Source organism: Chitinasiproducens palmae, assembly GCF_900095735.1.
GTDB classification, from domain to species: domain Bacteria; phylum Pseudomonadota; class Gammaproteobacteria; order Burkholderiales; family Burkholderiaceae; genus Chitinasiproducens; species Chitinasiproducens palmae.
This window is the reverse complement of record NZ_FNLO01000019.1, coordinates 21,934-38,093: the sequence shown is the minus strand read 5'-3', so window position 1 is coordinate 38,093 and position 16,160 is coordinate 21,934. Positions and strand designations below refer to the sequence as shown.

Genomic DNA, 16,160 nt, shown 5'->3' with positions numbered 1-16,160 from the left:
CGGCCAAACCGGCCAAACCGGCCAAACCGGCCAAACCGGCCAAACCCGGCGAGCCTGGCAAGTCACGGAGCGGGCGGTGCCGTGACCGGGAGGGTCCTCCGGTGTCCACCCCATTCGCTTCGATATCCGACTGCACCGTCGCGCGGCTGTGCGGCGGTGGGTTCGGCTCACCCCGCCACGACCGCCGGCACGGTTCGCTCGGCGTTTCGTAAGGCCTGTCGGCCACCTTTACCTAAATTTCGGCGCAAGTCGCCCGACAAGGCTAAAATCCCGGCTTATTCAAGCCCTTGGCGGTGCCACGCCGCCCGACGGGCTGACGGATCGTCATGGAAAACATCGAAAACTCCGCTTCCCCCAAACAGCCGGTACCGCGCGTCGGCTTTGTCAGTCTCGGTTGCCCGAAGGCGCTGGTCGATTCCGAGCAGATCCTCACGCAACTGCGCGCCGAGGGTTACCAGATCGCAGGCAACTATGACGGCGCGGACCTTGTGGTCGTCAACACGTGCGGCTTCATCGACGAAGCGGTGCAGGAGAGCCTGGATGCGATCGGCGAGGCGCTGAACGAGAACGGCAAGGTCATCGTCACCGGCTGCCTCGGTGCGAAGAAAGGCGCGGGCGGCAGCGGCCTGATCGAGGAGGTCCATCCGCGGGTGCTGGCCGTGACCGGGCCGCATGCGCTGGGCGAGGTCATGCAGGCGGTCCATACGCACCTGCCTCGGCCGCACGACCCGTTTACCGATCTCGTGCCGGCTGCCGGCGTCAAGCTGACGCCGCGGCACTACGCGTACCTGAAGATTTCGGAGGGCTGCAATCACCGTTGCACGTTCTGCATCATCCCTTCGATGCGCGGCGATCTGGTGTCGCGTCCGATCGGCGAGGTCATGCTTGAGGCGGAAAACCTGTTCAAGAGCGGCGTCAAGGAACTGCTGGTCATTTCGCAGGACACCAGTGCCTACGGTGTCGACGTCAAGTATCGCACTGGCTTCTGGCGCGGCCGCCCCATCAAGACGCGGCTGTTCGAGCTGGCGTCGGCCCTGGGCGAACTCGCGGGGGAATATGGGGCGTGGGTGCGGATGCACTATGTCTACCCCTATCCGCACGTCGACGACATCATTCCGCTGATGGCCGAGCGGCGCATTCTGCCTTACCTCGACGTGCCGCTGCAGCATGCGCATCCGGACGTCCTGAAGCGCATGAAGCGGCCGGCCAATGCCGAGCGCACGCTCGAGCGCGTTCAGCGGTGGCGAGAAATCTGTCCTGACCTGACGATCCGCAGCACTTTCATCGCCGGTTTTCCGGGCGAGACTGAAGCGCAATTCGAAACGCTGCTCGATTTCCTCAACGAAGCGGAACTCGACCGCGTCGGTTGCTTCGCCTATTCGCCTGTCGAAGGCGCGACCGCGAATGAACTTGACGGTGCGTTGCCGGACGTCGTGCGGGAGGAACGCCGTGCACGCGTGATGGAAGTGGCCGAGCGCGTCTCGGCGCGCCGTATGAAACGGCGGGTTGGCAAGTCGATTCGCGTGCTTGTCGATGAGTTGACGCCGGAAGGCGGGATTGGACGCAGCGCCGCGGATGCGCCGGAAATCGATGGTGTGGTCTACCTTGCGCCGCCGCGCCGCGCGTCGAGCCGCTATAAGGTCGGCGATTTCGTTTCGGCGAAAATCACCGGTGCGGATGGGCACGATCTGTGGGGCGATGTCTGATTGCGGTGCCACCCTCGGCACGAGCGCACTGCCGCCAGCAATTTGCGGCGAGTTGCGAGGCGTCCGACGTGCTTCGTTTGACGTAAGGTGGCCGGCTGCGCGGGCGGACGCGTGGGTCGCTGGGCGGCCGTGGACGCAGCCTCGCCAGGCAATGCGCGGCTTCGCTGATCCGAGAGGGTGCCGAGAGGGCGATGTTCGGCAATGTTGAAGAAACCCGCGACGCAGCGGTCGGAAGCGCAGCCACCGCCAGGCCACCGCCTGCCTGCCGTGTCGCTTTCGGCGGGAAAGCCAGTGTCAGCCAGTTCCGCCACAGAAGGGATGGTGCTCCGCTGCCCGCGATCCCGGTGCAGGTTGGCCTGCTGATGCCTTCGGGCAAACGTGTCTTGGTGTCCGCGTACCTTGGCTAGGCGAGCAGTCCCGGGCCGACGCGTTGCGGGCCTACGCCTCATCCGCGTTCGTGGGCCGGCAACGGTCCAACGTGGCGGTCGTACAGACGACTGGCTGGCGGATGGGCACGCCCACGACGGCACGGTAGATAAACTGCAAATCGACAGGTCGACCTCGCTGTGCAATCGTCGCGGCGTTGGCGACGACCTCCCGCATTCCGAGCAAACCGAGGCCTGGTCGCGGCAAGCCATGCTTGCTGCGAGATCTTGAAGGCGGTCACCGGTGCGCCGCGGTATTGCGGAGACAGGCTGGGTGCGCGCAGCGGAGAGGCCGTCGCGATATACCCGCTAGTGCGGGCAATGCGAGCGGCGCTTAGCCGACGCCGCAGCGCCTGCTAGCCAATCGACTCAGGATCCGGCGAGCCGCCACGACACCCGGGATGGACAGACCACTCTTGCACGCGTCCAACGCGGCTCCCGACGCGGCTACAGTCGGTCGAGATGGCCGGCGATTGCGTGTTTGCGGGCATTGTGATGGCGGCGCCGTCAGCAGACGGCGCGAGCCGTTGCTGCGTCAGTGCCGCCGTGCCCGGGAGAACGCTCGCCGCGGCGCAAGCCGGGCCGTCAACGCCGCGTGTTTCGCTCGTCTTCCGCTTGCGCTTCCACGCAAAGGCGGCTCAAACCCCCGCGCCGCCGTGCGCGCGGCGATTCCGCGACAGCGTGTCGCCGCCAGCAACGGTACAGGCGGCCAGTTTTATCAGCCTATCCGCCCACCGGCGCCGATCGCCTGGCTCGCCAGCATGCGCGACGCCGTCTCGCGCCCCAGACGCCTTGCCGGGATCAGTCGGCGCCGGTCGTGCCTTCAGGGAGGGCCGGCTTTGCGTTCGGGTTGGCCGGCCGGTCGACAACGCCGCCGACCGGTACCACCTTGACGGTCGGGTTCTTCTGGCCGGGAGCAGGCGGCGTGGTGACGACGTCATAGACGAGGTCGCCGTTGCAGGTGTGGGCGATCCAACGCTGCGTGGTGTTGTCGCGCGCGCCGCGCTCCGGACGCTCCACGTTTCTGACCGACGCGCAGCCAGAGCGCGTTGCGGCATCGATTTCGACCATGTTTTCGGCGGCGCTTCGCGCCGGACGCAGGTCGGGCGAGCGTGGCGACATGAATGGCACGTGGAAGCTGCTGCAAGCGCCCAATGCAAGTGCGCTGCAGATGGCCAGGGGCAAGCTGGAACGGCGCGCTGTGGTACGGCTGACGAGTCGACGAACGGTCATCGGAAATCCTGTCGCGGGCGGTGCTGTCCGCAAAGCGGCGATAATAACGCGAAGGCCGCATGCCCGGCAGCAATGGGGCGCCTGGAGGCAGCGCGTTGATCGTTGCAACGCGGCGGCATACGTTCAAGAGCGGCGCAGCCGGCTGCATCGGTTGTCAGCCTGGCCCTAGCCTGCGGACCGCGCTCATCGAGCAGGCCGCGCGAGGATGCGACGCCCGCATCGGCACAGGCAAGCGGCGACGGTGCCTGCCGACGCGCCCAGGTAGTATCTCGCGATGTCATGCCTGCGCGATGCTGTGCCTGCGCGGTGCGTGCATCGCGCCGCTCCGGCTTTGCGCCGCTCCTGCCTCAGTCAATCAAGTCAATATTCGATGTCACGGAAACAATTGCTTTTCGCTTCGCTCATCCGCCGTCCCGGCACGCTGGGGGGCGCGATCATCAGCACCGGACCCACGAACGTCTCGTCGGCATCGCGTCCGCGCAGTGACGCCCTGGCGGCTTCCCTGGCGGGCGCCTTGGTGCTGTCCGGCGGCGCGCTGCTGCTCTGCGGCTGTGCGGTGAGCGACAGCGTGCGTGCGGCGCAGGCCGGACGCACGGCGGTGACGTCGATCACCAGCCAGAGCGCCGCTGCGGCGGCTGATGTGAATGCCGCGCTGGCGGCCGAGTCCAGCAATGAACGGCGGGTGCTGCGGCCCGATCCGGCCTACGCTGTGTTGCCGCGCTACAGCGGCACGCTGGGCGGTCGTCGCATCGAGGTGAGGCTGGGTCCGAAGCCCGCTGGCGCCGATTCCGATGACGTTGGCGGCTGGCACGGCGAATACCACGAGGTGGGCGGCCAGCGCGCAATCCTGCTGGCGGGCGACGTCGATGGCACGACGCTGACGCTCGAGGAGTCCGACGATGGCACGCGCATCAGCGGTGTCTGGGTAGGGCAGTTCCAACGCGACGGCTCGTTGATCGGCGAGCGCAGCGAGGTGGACGGCAGTCGCGCGCAGCCGGTCGATCTGCGGCCGGTGCGTTGATCGATCGCAAGCGGGCACGGCTTCGGCCGTGCTGCACTGCACCGCATGTGGCATCCTTTGAGGTTTTCAACACCGGGTGTTCGCCCGCACGAAGACAATGAATTCCAAACCATCCGGCGCGCATTCACTGGTCACGCAGTTGCTGCACGACGACACGCCCAGCGCGCCGGGTTTCGACGCGTTTCCGGTGGCGGTGGCGCGCGCGTCGACCGTCGTGTTTCCGGACCTCGCGACGATGCGCGACTTTCGCTTCGAGGACGACACGCAATGGCGCTATGGCCTGCATGGCACGCCGACGTCGCGCACGCTCGAACGCCGGCTGGCAATGATCGAGGGCGGCAAGCACGCGCTGTTGCAGCCGTCCGGCCTTGCCTCGATCTCCAATGTCTATTTCGCGTTCCTGCGCCAGGGTGACGACGTGCTGGTGCCGGACAATGCATACACGCCGAATCGGGACCACGGCGACTGGCTGGCCCGTGACTTCGGCGTCAGTGTCCGCTATTACGATCCGATGATCGGTGCGGGGATCGCGGCACTGCTGCAGGACAATACCCGCCTGGTGTGGGTCGAGGCACCAGGGTCGGTGACAATGGAAGTCCCCGACGTGCCGGCAATCGCAGCGGCGGCGCACGCGCACGGCGCCGGCCGGGAGCGCGGTGTGATCGTCGCGATCGACAACACGTATGCGGCCGGCTTGTCGTTCAAGCCGTTCGAGCATGGCTGCGACGTTTCGGTGCAGGCCCTGACCAAGTACCAATCCGGCGCCAGCGATGTGCTGATGGGCGCGACGATCAGCAACGATGCCGCGATCCACGGCGCGTTGAAGCGCGCCCGCATGCGGTTGGGGCTGGGTGTGTCGGCTGACGACTGCTCGCTGCTGCTGCGCAGCCTGGCCACGCTGGAAATCCGTTACGCGGCGCACGAGCGCACGGCGTTGTCGCTTGCCGCATGGCTCAAGTTGCGTCCCGAGATCGACTGCGTGCTGCATCCGGGGCTGCCGGATTGCGCCGGTCACGAACACTGGCGACGCGACTTCACCGGAGCCGGCGGCCTGTTCTCGGTGATCTTCGAACCGTCTTACAGTGCCGAGCAGGTCGACGCGTTCGTCGAGGGCCTGTCTCTGTTCAAGATCGGCTTCAGCTGGGGCGGCGCGCACAGTCTTGCGGTGCCCTACCGGATCGGTGCCATGCGCACGGCCAGCGAATGGCCGCACAGCGGGCAGTTGGTGCGGTTCTTCATCGGTCTTGAAAGCGAAGACGATCTGCGCGCGGATCTGGAGCAGAGCCTGTCAACGCATCTGGTTCAATCGCCCGCCTGAGCCGTCCGCCTGAGCCGTCCGCCTGAGCCGTCCGCCTGAGCCGTCCGCATGAGTCGGCTGCATTAGTCGACTGCATGAGTCGGCTGCACGAGCCGACCGCCTGCACCCGCTGACCCGCGGCAACTGGACGCGGCATCTGACTACGGCACGAAGCGCACTGGGCGAAGTGCGGTACCGCGGGCCTTCGGGCGCCTCGCCTTGCCTTGCCTTGCCTTGCCGTGGCGGTTGCACTGCCTTGCCGTCAGGCGTGGCCGCAGGATGCCGAGTGGCGCCACGCGTGGGCGCGCTTCACGGCGCGACGCACGTCGGCACGGCGATCAGGAAGCGCGCCCGTTTGCGCGGCCGCGCGTTGCGGTATGCCGAGTAGCGCGGGCGCCGCTAGGCAAACAGGCGCGGCACGCCGTCCAGGCCGACATGGCTCAACGCCACGCTGGCGGCTTCGCGGACCTTTGGCTTCGCATGGTAGGCAACCGACACGCCGGCTTCGGCCATCATGGCCAGATCGTTCGAGCCGTCGCCGATCGCGATGGCGCGTGCCGTCGGCACGCCCAGCCGTTGGCAGGTCAGGCGCAATTCGCGGGCCTTGCCGGCCGCGTCGAGGATCGGACCGTCGACGCGGCCGGTCAGCTTGCCGTCGACCACTTCCAGCCGGTTCGCATGGGTGAAGTCGAGACCAAGGCGCGTCTGCAGTTTCTCGGTGAAAAAGGTGAAGCCGCCCGATACCAGCAGCGTCTTCAAACCGGCTTCGCGCGCCCGCGCCAGCAGCGTTTCGGCGCCCGGCGAAAGCCGTAGGCGTTCGAGATAGACCTGCTCCAGCGCCGTCGCCTCCAACCCCTCGAGCAGCGCGACGCGACGTGTGAGGCTTTCAGCGAAGTCCTTGATCTCGCCGCGCATGGCCGCTTCGGTAATCGCCGCAACGCGGTCCTTGACGCCGCAGAAGTCGGCGATTTCGTCGATGCACTCGATGGTGATCAACGTTGAGTCCATGTCCATCGCGAGTACCGCGAAGTCGGCCATCCTGCCCGGCGCGAGCCATGCGCAATCGAGCGACATCGCTTCGCATACTTGGGCCAGCCCGGTTCGCACCGGCTCCGAGGGCGGCGTTTCGCCGAACGCGAAGCGAACGGCATGGGCATCGACCGTCTCCGGCGCAGGGGCGCCGTGGCCGAGCGCGGCGCGCACCGAATCGATTTGAGCAGCGGCAAGCGGCTGAACGCCTTGGATGACGAGATTCATGACAGCAACACACGGTGAGGGCGGGGCGCACGGAGGCTTGCGCGGCGACGGGCCGACACGTCGACAGGCGGCGGTGCGGCGAGCGCCCATTCTAGTGGTTGCGCCGACCTTTGTCGCCCGCGTCGCGGCCGGCGCATCTTGCGACCGTCGTTGCGGCCGTCGTTGCAACCCGGCGTGTACGTTGCTGCCGTGGAGACCGGCGCCGTGCCTTCGGTCAGTCCCACATGCTGCGCAGCTTGGCCGCGATGTCGACACGCAGCGCCGCCAGCGCTTGCCGCCCGGTTTCGCTGGGCGCCGCGCTTGGCCAAGCCCGCGAGTCGAACAAGGACAGTAGCTTGGGCGGAATGAAGCGCGTGCGTTGCGCGAATACATGGCGGTCGCCGCCGGCCGCCTGTTGGTGGACGTGGAAGCGCAAAGGCAGGACGATCTCAAGCGTCTCCCGGGCGCGCGTCATCGCCACGTACAGCAGCCGGCGCTCTTCCTCAAGTTCGCTCGCGTTGCGCGTCGCCATGTCGGCCGGCAGGCAGCCGTCGACCGCGTTGAGCAGGGTCACATGGCGCCACTCGCGGCCCTTCGCGGAGTGGATCGTCGACAGGATCAAATAGTCATCGTCGAGCATCGGGTCGGCGGCCTGGTCGCTGACGGCGTCCGGTGGGTCGAGGGTCAGTTCGGCAAGAAAGCGTTCGCGGCTCGGATAGGTGTGCGCGATGCGGGCCAGTGCATGCAGATCCTCGATGCGGATCGCGGCGTCGTCGAAGCGCGCCGCCAGCCAGGGCTCGTACCAGGCAAGCGCGCGTTCCACCTGCGCGCCGACGGGTTCGACCGGTTGCGCCAATGCCGCGAGCAGATCGGCCAACGCATCCCAATGGGCCAGCGCGCGTTTCGGCTCGGGCAGGCGGAAGCCGCGCGGTGGCGCGACGGCGGAACCCAGCGCGGTGGTGATCGCGGCCAACGTCTGCGCAGCGGTTGCCGCGCCAACGCCGGGCAGCAACTGGAGCACGCGGAAGCCGGCAACGCGCTCGCGCGGATTCTGCGCGAAGCGCAGGATGGCGAGCAGGTCGCGCACGTGCGCCGCGTCGAGAAATTTGAGACCGCCGAATTTGCGGAACGGGATACGGCGCGCGCCCAGCGCGACCTCCAGCGCGGCGCTGTGCGTGCCGGTTCGAAAGAGAATGGCCTGGTCGCGCAGCCGGGCGCCGCCTTCGCGGCGCGCCAGCGCCTGCAACGACACGTAGTCCGCCTGCGCAGTCTCGTCGGCAAGACTGACCAGCGACGGTGCTTCGCCGTCCGCGCGCGTGGTCCACAGCGTTTTCGGATGGCGGCGCGCCGCCTCGTGGATCACCGCGTTCGATGCCGCCAGCAGCGGCGCGCTGCTGCGGTAGTTCCGCGTCAGGGTCAGGACAGTGGCGGCCGGCGTGCACTGTTCGACGAACTCGAACATATTCGCGGCCTCGGCGCCGCGGAATGCATAGATCGACTGCGCGTCGTCGCCCACTACCGTCAAGCCTTGCCCATGCGGGCGCATCGCGAACAGCAGGCTGGCCTGAAGCCGGTTGGTGTCTTGATATTCGTCGACCAGCACATGGCTGAAGCGGGCACGCAGATCGTCGGCAATCAACGGCACGTCGAGCATGCGCTCCCAGATCAACAACAGGTCGTCATAGTCGAGCACCTGGTCCGCCTGCTTGGCGGCAACGTAGTTGGCGAACAGGCGCTTGAGCTGCACTTCCCAGCCGGCACACCACGGAAAGTGCTCGGCAACGACCGCCTGCAGCGCAGCGCCCGTGTTGACGACCCGCGAATAGATCGCGAGGCAGGTCTGACGCGTCGGGAAACGCTGTGCGGTTTCGTCGAGCCCCAGTTCGTGCCGCAGCAGGCCGAGCAGATCGGCCGAGTCGTCGCGATCGGCGATGGTGAAATTGGGCGACAAGCCGATCACGCCCGCGTAGTCGCGCAGCAGTTGCGCGCCGGTCGCGTGGAAGGTGCCGGCCCAATCGAGACGGATTTCGGGCATGCCTGCGCTGGCCAGCAGTCGCATCACCCGGCCGCGCATCTCTTCGGCGGCGCGGCGGGAGAAGGTCAGCAGCATGATCGCGTCAGGCGCCACGCCGCGCTCGATCAGCCGAATCACCCGGTGTACCAGCGTATTGGTCTTGCCGGTCCCCGCGCCGGCGATCACCTGCAGCGGCAGATCCGCCGGCGCGTCGACCACGGCGCGTTGCTCGTCGTTCAGGGTCGCGTAGAGTCTGGCCAGCGCATCGGCTGCACCATCGGGCGGCAAGGGCGTCGTGGGCGAGACGTCGGAAGTCACGAGAGGTTGGGCGGGGAGTGAATTGATCGGGACGCGTGTGCGGCGGGAACGCACCGCTCGCAGCATGCCTCGTGCGGCGCCGCGCCGCGGCCCGCATCGAGACGCTGGGGCGTTGTCCCGCGCGCCGATGGAGGCGAATCGAACCAGTTCGTCGATCGCTGGACAGCGCGGCGCACTGGCGCGGATCGTCGCATGCCGTCGAGCCGGCTCGCCATCTGGTGCTGTTCGGCGCCATGGCACGGTCCGGTTGCAACGGCTGCGCGCCCGGGTGCGAACCGTATCATCAACGGTAGCGCCACCGGTGTCGCCAACGGCGTTGCAAAGCAGGCGGCCGGTCGCAGCGACTGTAGCGCCGCTGGCGGTGGCTTGCAACCGCGCCGGCAGACCGCCACGGCGCTCAGTCTGGATGGGGCACGGCGGCGGGTACCGGCGTCGGGAAACTCGCGACCACCGACACCATGCGCTGGATCGCCGCGGCTGACGCAGGCTTGACGAGGTGGTCGTCGAAGCCCGCCTCGCGCGCTTGCCGCACGTCCTTGTCCTGTCCGTAGCCGGTCAGCGCGACCAACGTGGTGCGCGCCCCCCAGGGCATCGCGCGTATGCGTGTGGCGCACTCGTAGCCGCTGATGCCGGGCAGGCCGATGTCCAGGAAGACCAGCTCCGGGCGGAAGGTCTCGATCAACGTCAGTGCCGTCTCGCCATCCGGCGCGCGCTGCGTTTCGTGTCCATCGAGCGCCAGCATCGCGTCGAGGGCCTCGGCCGCGTCGAGGTTGTCATCGACCACCAGGATGCGCAGCGGACGCGCTGCCGACGCCGCGGCCTGCGGCGCCTGCGACGGCAGCGGGTCGGTGGCGAGCAGCGGCAGCCAGACCCGGAACGTGGCGCCGTGGCCCAGTCCCTCGCTCGCCACCGACACGTGGCCGCCATGCAGGCGCGTGAGCTTGCGCACCAGCGACAGGCCAAGACCGAGGCCGCCCGGCACGACGTCCTCCGAAGGTTCGATGCGCGTGAAGGTGTCGAAGACCTGATCGAGCATGTCCGCCGGGATGCCGACGCCGTTATCCTGCACCGTGACGCACGCTTCGCTGCCCTCGGCGCGCGCGGTCAGTTCGATGCGGCCACCGGGCAGCGTAAACTTCGCGGCGTTGTTCAGCAGATTCGAAAACACCTGGGCCAGTCGCGCGGGGTCGGCATCGACGATCAGTGGCGTGTCGCCGGTGTCGACGCGCAGGCTGTGCGCACGCGTGTCGATCAGCGTGCGGCTGGCCTCGACGGCACTGTCGATGACGCGCTGGAGCGACACGCGCTCCCGGCGCAATTCGAGACGGTTGTGCGTGATTCTCGAAATCTGCAGCAGGTCGTCGACGAGACGGACCATCTGGTTGATCTGTCGACTCATGATGTCGCGTGCGCGCTGCGCACTCGCTTCATCGGGGTGGCGCGACAAGATGTCGATGCAAGCGCTGATCGGTGCCAGCGGGTTGCGAAGTTCGTGCGCGAGGACCGCGATGAACTCGTCCTTGTTGCGGTCCGCCGCGCGCAGGCTTTCCATCAGGCGGCCCGCTTCCAGCTCCGCGCGCTTGCGGTCGCTGATGTCGCGGATCACGCAGCGCGCATATTGGAAGCGGCTGCCGTCCCAGTGCCCGTTCGCATCGAGCAGCACGTCGTGGGTCTTGCCGTCCCGGCCGAGCAACGTGCCTTCGACGTTGCGCACGGAGTCGCCGGCAAGGAGGCGGGCGAGCGCCCCTTCGAAGCGCTCAGGCTGCTGCCAGAAACGGCTGAGCGGTTGTCCGACGTAGTTCTCGCGTTGACAGGACAGCAGTTCGAGCATCGATTGGTTGGCACGCAGGATGGTGCCGCGCGCATCGACCAGATTGAGCCCGACATCGACGTTCTCGAAGAAGTCCGCCAGCCGCTCCTCGCTGGCCCGTACTTTCGCTTCCGCGCGGTAGCGGTCGGTGATGTCCCGAAAGACGACGATCGAGCTGCCGCCGTCCTCGGCCGGATCGCGCCCTGCGTTGCCGTCGTCGTCATGGATCGCCGCGATGCTCAGCTCCACCGGGCGCTCGATGCCGTCGCGGCTGAGCAGCGTGCGAATCGTCTGTCGGCCGGCGCGCCATCGGACGCCGCTGCCCAGCGTCGGCCAGCCCGCCTCGTCGCGCTCGTCCGGCGCAAATGGGGCCGCTTCCGACGCCGCGTGGTCGTAGCGCAGTTCAGGAGGCGCGTCTTGCGCGGGTTTATCGGCAGGCACCGGTGCCTCATGCCATGCCCGCCCGATACCTCCGGCCGAAGCGGCATGGAACGGCGCCACGTTGTCGCCGACCGGCGGCGGGCTCGCGCGCAGTCGCAGGATGTTGCGCAGCGGGCGGTCCTGCGCATCGCTCAAGCGGTAACCGGTGAGTGCCTCGGCCACGGCGTTCATCGTGGCGACGCGTCCATTCGTGTCGGTGATGATCACGCCGTCGCCGATGCTGTCCAGCGTCACGCCGAACCAGTCGCGCTGGCGGCGGGCGTCGGCCTCGGCACGGCGGCGCTCGTCGACTTCGGCGGCCAGACGGCGGCTGCCGTCGAGCAGGCGCGCGCGCCCAAGGCGCAGCGAGGCCAGTGCCGCGCTGATCAGAATGCCGGACACGATGAATAGTCCCACCATCAGTACGTCTGCGTGCGCGGGCGCCGACGGATCGAACGCTTGACGCTTGCTGAGCCACGGCAGGCCGGCGACCGTGCCGAGCGCGGTCGCAATCAGGCCGGCCTCGATGCCGCCGAACCAGGCGGAAACGACGACCGAGCCGATGAACGGCAGCAATGACGAGGTGTGACCGAGGTGCAGCGCGAAGCGAGGCAGGGCAACCACGCCGGTCGTGACCAGCGCCAGGAGGTAAGGCCAGAGGGCGGCGACGAAGCGAGCTTGTCTGTGTCTGAGGTCCATTGCTTTAGTCGGCGACCCGCCAGCCTGCGGACGGCATCGTGCCGCTCCAGCACCGGGAGGAACCGTAACTATTAGTCATATCGTCGGGCATGGCAAGCCCGTGTTGTCGTAGCCAGCGGGTGCCGCGTCTGCCATCGCCGCGCCCGCCTGGCGCCGCCCCGCCTGGCGGTGTCTGACTCAGGATTCGGTACACGAAATTGGCGTGGCGGCACCCGGATACCGCGCAACGGCGGGGCAAACGGGCTTCGGCCGCTGGGCATGAAATCTGCGGAGATCACCTGCAAGTTCCCGCAGTGTGGAACGGATCGCGACAATGCGGCAACGGTGCCATCACCGGCGACATCACCGGCGACATCACCGGCGACATCACCGGCGACATCACCGGCGACATCACCGGCGACATCACCGGCGACATCACCGGCGCGGATCCGCGCCGGCCGCGGCGCGACGATCCGGCCCTGACGGAAGCAACCGACCGAAGCCAGTGTATCTGCGCAGCAAGACTGCGCCGCCGAGACCAAGAATGCGAGACGAACTGACCGAGGTTTTCATCCTGGACCGTGACGCGACGGCGCGCCCGACGCAGGGCCGCGACTTCGCCGTTCGGCTGCGTCCAGACCATGCGGTCCGCATCGTCACTGGCGGGACGGACGGCTTGGCGGCCAGCCTGGAGGCGATGGTATCGCAGAATGTCGGCGCAGCGAGCGGCGCGCGCGGCGTATTGCAGCAGGCAGCCGCGGACGCGCTTGACTCGCGGACCGTACAGACGCCGTTCGAGACGGATGCCGGTCGCAGCGGCGTATTGAGATTGGCGCCTTATACTGATTTTGACGGCCGTACCGCGGGGGTGATCGTCACGCTGCGGGCGCGCGCCGCGCACGGGATCGAGCATGCGATCGAGCAGGGGACCGATGCGGTGGAGGCCCTGCCGATCGACTCGCGGCTCGCCCCCGCGCAGCCGGCGTCTGCGGGCGCGGCCGACGAAAGCGATCGGCAGCGTGCCGATGCGCCTTCCGCCGTCGAACAGGCCAGCGGTGTTGCCGCTGGCGGCGATCGTGAAGCAGCAGCGACCTCGAGCATCGGTGGCTCGACCCGCGTGCCGACGACGGCAGCGCAGGGTCGAGACCCGAATGCAGCGGCACCGCAGCGTGATGACCCGCTGACCCCGGTCGGGCAGGAGCCCGCCTCGGGCAGTGAGGCGAGGCGAACCGGTGGGCACGTCCCGCAGCAAACGGACGACGATCCGCGTACGCGATTCCTGGCGGTCCTGTCGCACGAATTGCGCTCGCCGCTGGCCAGCGTGCAGGGCTGGGCACACGTCCTCGAGCGGGCGCTCGGTAGCCAGCGCGGCACGGCGGAGGCCGAAGGTTCGCTCACCTACCGCGCGTTGCATGGCATTCGCGACGGGCTGGCCTCGCAAGTCAGGCAGATCGACGCGCTGGTGGATGCCACGCGCGTGCTTGCCGGCGACTTCGCGTTGGCGCGCACCCGTTTCCCGATCGACATGCCGATCAATATCGCGATCGCGCGCTGCCGGGCGCGCTGGAAGACCAAGCATCAGCGGCTGATGGTCGACGCCGCGCCGTCGCAATTGAGCGTCGAGATCGAGGGCGACCTGCAGCGTCTGGTCAGCGTGTTGGTCAGCCTGCTGTCGAACGCGTCGAAGTTCTCCGACGACGGCGCGGAGATCCACATCGGCGTGCAGGTCGGCGAAGCGGTGGTGGAACTGAGCGTGCAGGACCATGGACACGGTTTTCCGCCCGATGCCGCCGAGCGTCTGTTCGAGCCGTTCGCCTACCTCGACAACGTCTACACGCGGCGCGTCGACGGCTTCGGCGTGTCGCTGGCGGTCGCCCATCGTCTGGTTGCCGCGCACGGCGGCCGTCTGACGGCCTTCAGCGAAGGGCCGGGGCATGGCGCGAGGATGGCAATGACGCTGCCTTACGAGTCACGGGACACGCCGGATGCCCACCACGCAGGCGAGACCGTCGACCTCAAGCACGTCAATGGTGGTGTAACGGGTGCGGCGGGTGCAGCAGGTACGACAGACCCCGACTTCGACGAGAGCGGCGCGGGAACCAACGGGCCGCATGGCGCAGCGCAGGGCGCACTGCATGGCACTGGACTTGGCGACGCCCCGGCACCGCTGCCGTCGCTGGCCGGTGTGTCGGTGCTGGTGGTGGACGATCAGACGGAGGTGCGGGAAGCCATCTGTGCGGTCCTCGAAGACCGGGGTGCGGAAGTGCTGCGTGCCGAGTCGGGCGCGGCGGCACTCGCGCTGCTGGCCGAGCGCGGCGCGGCGCGCGAGCCCGACGTGCTGATCTGCGACATTGCAATGCCCGAATGCGACGGCTATGCGACGCTGTCGCACATCCGCTCATGGGAAAACGACGCCGCCGTCGCCGAGTCGCGGCGGCCTCCGGCGATCGCGGTCACCGCCCTGGCAGGGCAGGAGGAACGTCAACGCGCATTCGAGCACGGTTATTGCCTTCACTTCGAAAAGCCGGTGGACCCGCCGCGCCTGTTGGGCGCGGTGGCGGCGCTCGCCGAGCGTTGACGGTTCAGCCGGGCAAGGTGCGTGATTCGACCGACGAGGTGAACGGATGGCTTTGCATATGACGTGGCACGGTGCGATCAGCTTTGGACTGGTGCACATTCCGGTCAAGCTCTATCCGGCGACCACGCACGGCCGCGTCGGCTTCGACCTGCTCGACCGCCGCACGCTGGACCCGATCGGCTACAAGAAGATCAATAAGGCCAACGGCCACGAGGTCAGCGCCGACAACATCGTGCGTGGTGTCCAGTACGAGAAGGGACATTACGTCGTGTTGTCGGACGACGAGATTCGGGCCGCGAATGTCGAATCGACGCAGCGCATCGACATCCTCGCCTTTGTCGACGCACCGCAACTCTCTTTCCTGTTTCTCGATACGCCGTATTTCCTCGAACCGGACAAGAGCGGCGAGAAAGTCTACGCGCTGTTGCGCGAGGCGCTGGCGGCGTCCGGCAAGATCGGCGTCGCATTGATCGTGATGCACGGCAAACAACACCTGTGCGCCGTGGTGTCCGCCGGACCGGTGCTGTCGTTGACGACGCTGCGCTGGGATGCCGAGGTCCGCTCGCCCGAGGAGCTGAAACTGCCGCCCGAAGGGACCAAGGCGAACGGGATCAATCCGCGCGAACTTGAAATGGCCGGGCGCCTGATCGACGACATGACCGAGGAGTGGGCGCCGGCACAGTACCGAGACACCTTCCACGACGACATCATGGCGCTGGTCCAGCGCAAGATCGATGCGGGCAAGAGTCATGAGCTGGGCGCCTTCGCCGCGCCCGAGGAAAAGGCGCCGAAGCGTGGCGCCGATGTGGTCGACCTGAGCGATCTGCTACGCCGCAGCTTGGGCGGTCGCCGCGACAACGCGCGAGCCGCGCCCGCCAGCAGCGGCCGGCGCGCGGCAGCCCGCAGCCCGGCGCGCAAACGTGCGACGCGAGGCTGACGGCCGGCGCCGCTGTTTAATCCAGCAACAGCGTGCGTGGTGCAGCGCGGTGTCGGTGTTCGTCTGATGGCGCCGCGCTCTAAGAGGGCTGAACGAGCGCTGAATGAGCGGTACGCCGTAAGGCGGTTCGACCGCAGCGAACTTCCCGGTGCTGCGCTGACTGCCGCCGCCATGACTACAATTTGGAATCGCGTCCTGACACAACCTGGCTTCGACCATGGCTACGAGTGGAACACGAGCTGGAACACGAGCCGGAACACGAACTGGAAACGCATCCGAGGCGAGCGCGAGAGCGGCCAGCGCTCAGAAGGTTGCGAAAACGGTGCGCGGTGCTGCCGCGCGTAGTGGCGCGGCGGCGGCTTCTGGCGCATCGCCTGTCTCAAAGTCCCGCAAGGCGGCGACTGGACAGCGGGGTGCGGCAGGCGCGCCAGAAGCGGGCGCTGCCGAAGACGGCCGGCAGCCCGCCAGGGGCGCTGGCAAGCGCGCC

Annotated in this window: 10 protein-coding genes; 6 read left to right on the top strand and 4 right to left on the bottom strand. The window is 67.9% G+C overall.

The annotated features are described in order from the left end of the window. Window positions 1–326: 326 nt before the first annotated feature. A complete protein-coding gene (gene rimO, locus BLU54_RS22615) occupies window positions 327–1,706 on the top strand; it encodes a 30S ribosomal protein S12 methylthiotransferase RimO (RefSeq protein WP_091913385.1) in 1,380 nt (459 codons plus the stop codon). A gap of 1,226 nt (window positions 1,707–2,932) precedes the next feature. Here the strand turns inward: rimO and BLU54_RS22610 are convergent. Further along, complete coding sequence (locus tag BLU54_RS22610) at window positions 2,933–3,253, bottom strand: hypothetical protein (protein WP_170845273.1); 321 nt, start codon at window positions 3,251–3,253, stop codon at window positions 2,933–2,935. Window positions 3,254–3,734: 481 nt separating this feature from the next. Between BLU54_RS22610 and BLU54_RS22605 the strand changes: the two genes are divergently transcribed. Continuing rightward, window positions 3,735–4,385 carry a hypothetical protein gene (locus BLU54_RS22605; RefSeq protein ID WP_139169800.1) on the top strand — a complete coding sequence of 217 codons (651 nt, stop codon included), beginning with the start codon at window positions 3,735–3,737 and terminating at the stop codon, window positions 4,383–4,385. A 97-nt stretch (window positions 4,386–4,482) separates the two neighbouring features. Then, window positions 4,483–5,703 (top strand): cystathionine beta-lyase, encoded by a 1,221-nt coding sequence (locus BLU54_RS22600; RefSeq protein ID WP_091913377.1) that lies wholly within the window; start codon window positions 4,483–4,485, stop codon window positions 5,701–5,703. A 378-nt stretch (window positions 5,704–6,081) separates the two neighbouring features. Here BLU54_RS22600 and serB read toward each other — a convergent pair whose 3' ends face one another. The 3 genes from serB to BLU54_RS22585 form a co-directional block, all read right to left on the bottom strand. Then, window positions 6,082–6,939: a phosphoserine phosphatase SerB gene (gene serB / locus BLU54_RS22595; RefSeq protein WP_091913374.1), complete on the bottom strand. Its 858-nt coding sequence runs from the start codon at window positions 6,937–6,939 to the stop codon at window positions 6,082–6,084. Window positions 6,940–7,153: 214 nt separating this feature from the next. Continuing rightward, the gene (locus BLU54_RS22590) at window positions 7,154–9,250 is read right to left on the bottom strand and encodes an ATP-dependent helicase (RefSeq protein ID WP_235838090.1); all 2,097 of its coding nucleotides are present in this window, start codon (window positions 9,248–9,250) and stop codon (window positions 7,154–7,156) included. 397 nt (window positions 9,251–9,647) lie between these two features. Further along, on the bottom strand, window positions 9,648–12,179 hold the full coding sequence (locus BLU54_RS22585; RefSeq protein ID WP_091913371.1) for a hybrid sensor histidine kinase/response regulator: 2,532 nt from the start codon (window positions 12,177–12,179) through the stop codon (window positions 9,648–9,650). A 197-nt stretch (window positions 12,180–12,376) separates the two neighbouring features. Here BLU54_RS22585 and BLU54_RS23910 point away from each other — a divergent pair, with 197 nt between their 5' ends. From BLU54_RS23910 to ku, 3 genes are read left to right on the top strand one after another with little or no spacing between them, the layout of a single operon-like run. Beyond that, the gene (locus BLU54_RS23910; RefSeq protein ID WP_170845272.1) at window positions 12,377–12,718 is read left to right on the top strand and encodes a hypothetical protein; all 342 of its coding nucleotides are present in this window, start codon (window positions 12,377–12,379) and stop codon (window positions 12,716–12,718) included. Next, window positions 12,703–14,736: a hybrid sensor histidine kinase/response regulator gene (locus tag BLU54_RS22575; protein WP_091913369.1), complete on the top strand. Its 2,034-nt coding sequence runs from the start codon at window positions 12,703–12,705 to the stop codon at window positions 14,734–14,736. The genes BLU54_RS23910 and BLU54_RS22575 overlap by 16 nt, the downstream gene beginning before the upstream one ends. Window positions 14,737–14,782: 46 nt before the next feature. Continuing rightward, complete coding sequence (gene ku / locus BLU54_RS22570) at window positions 14,783–15,673, top strand: non-homologous end joining protein Ku (RefSeq protein ID WP_235838089.1); 891 nt, start codon at window positions 14,783–14,785, stop codon at window positions 15,671–15,673. The last annotated feature ends 487 nt before the right edge of the window (window positions 15,674–16,160 follow it).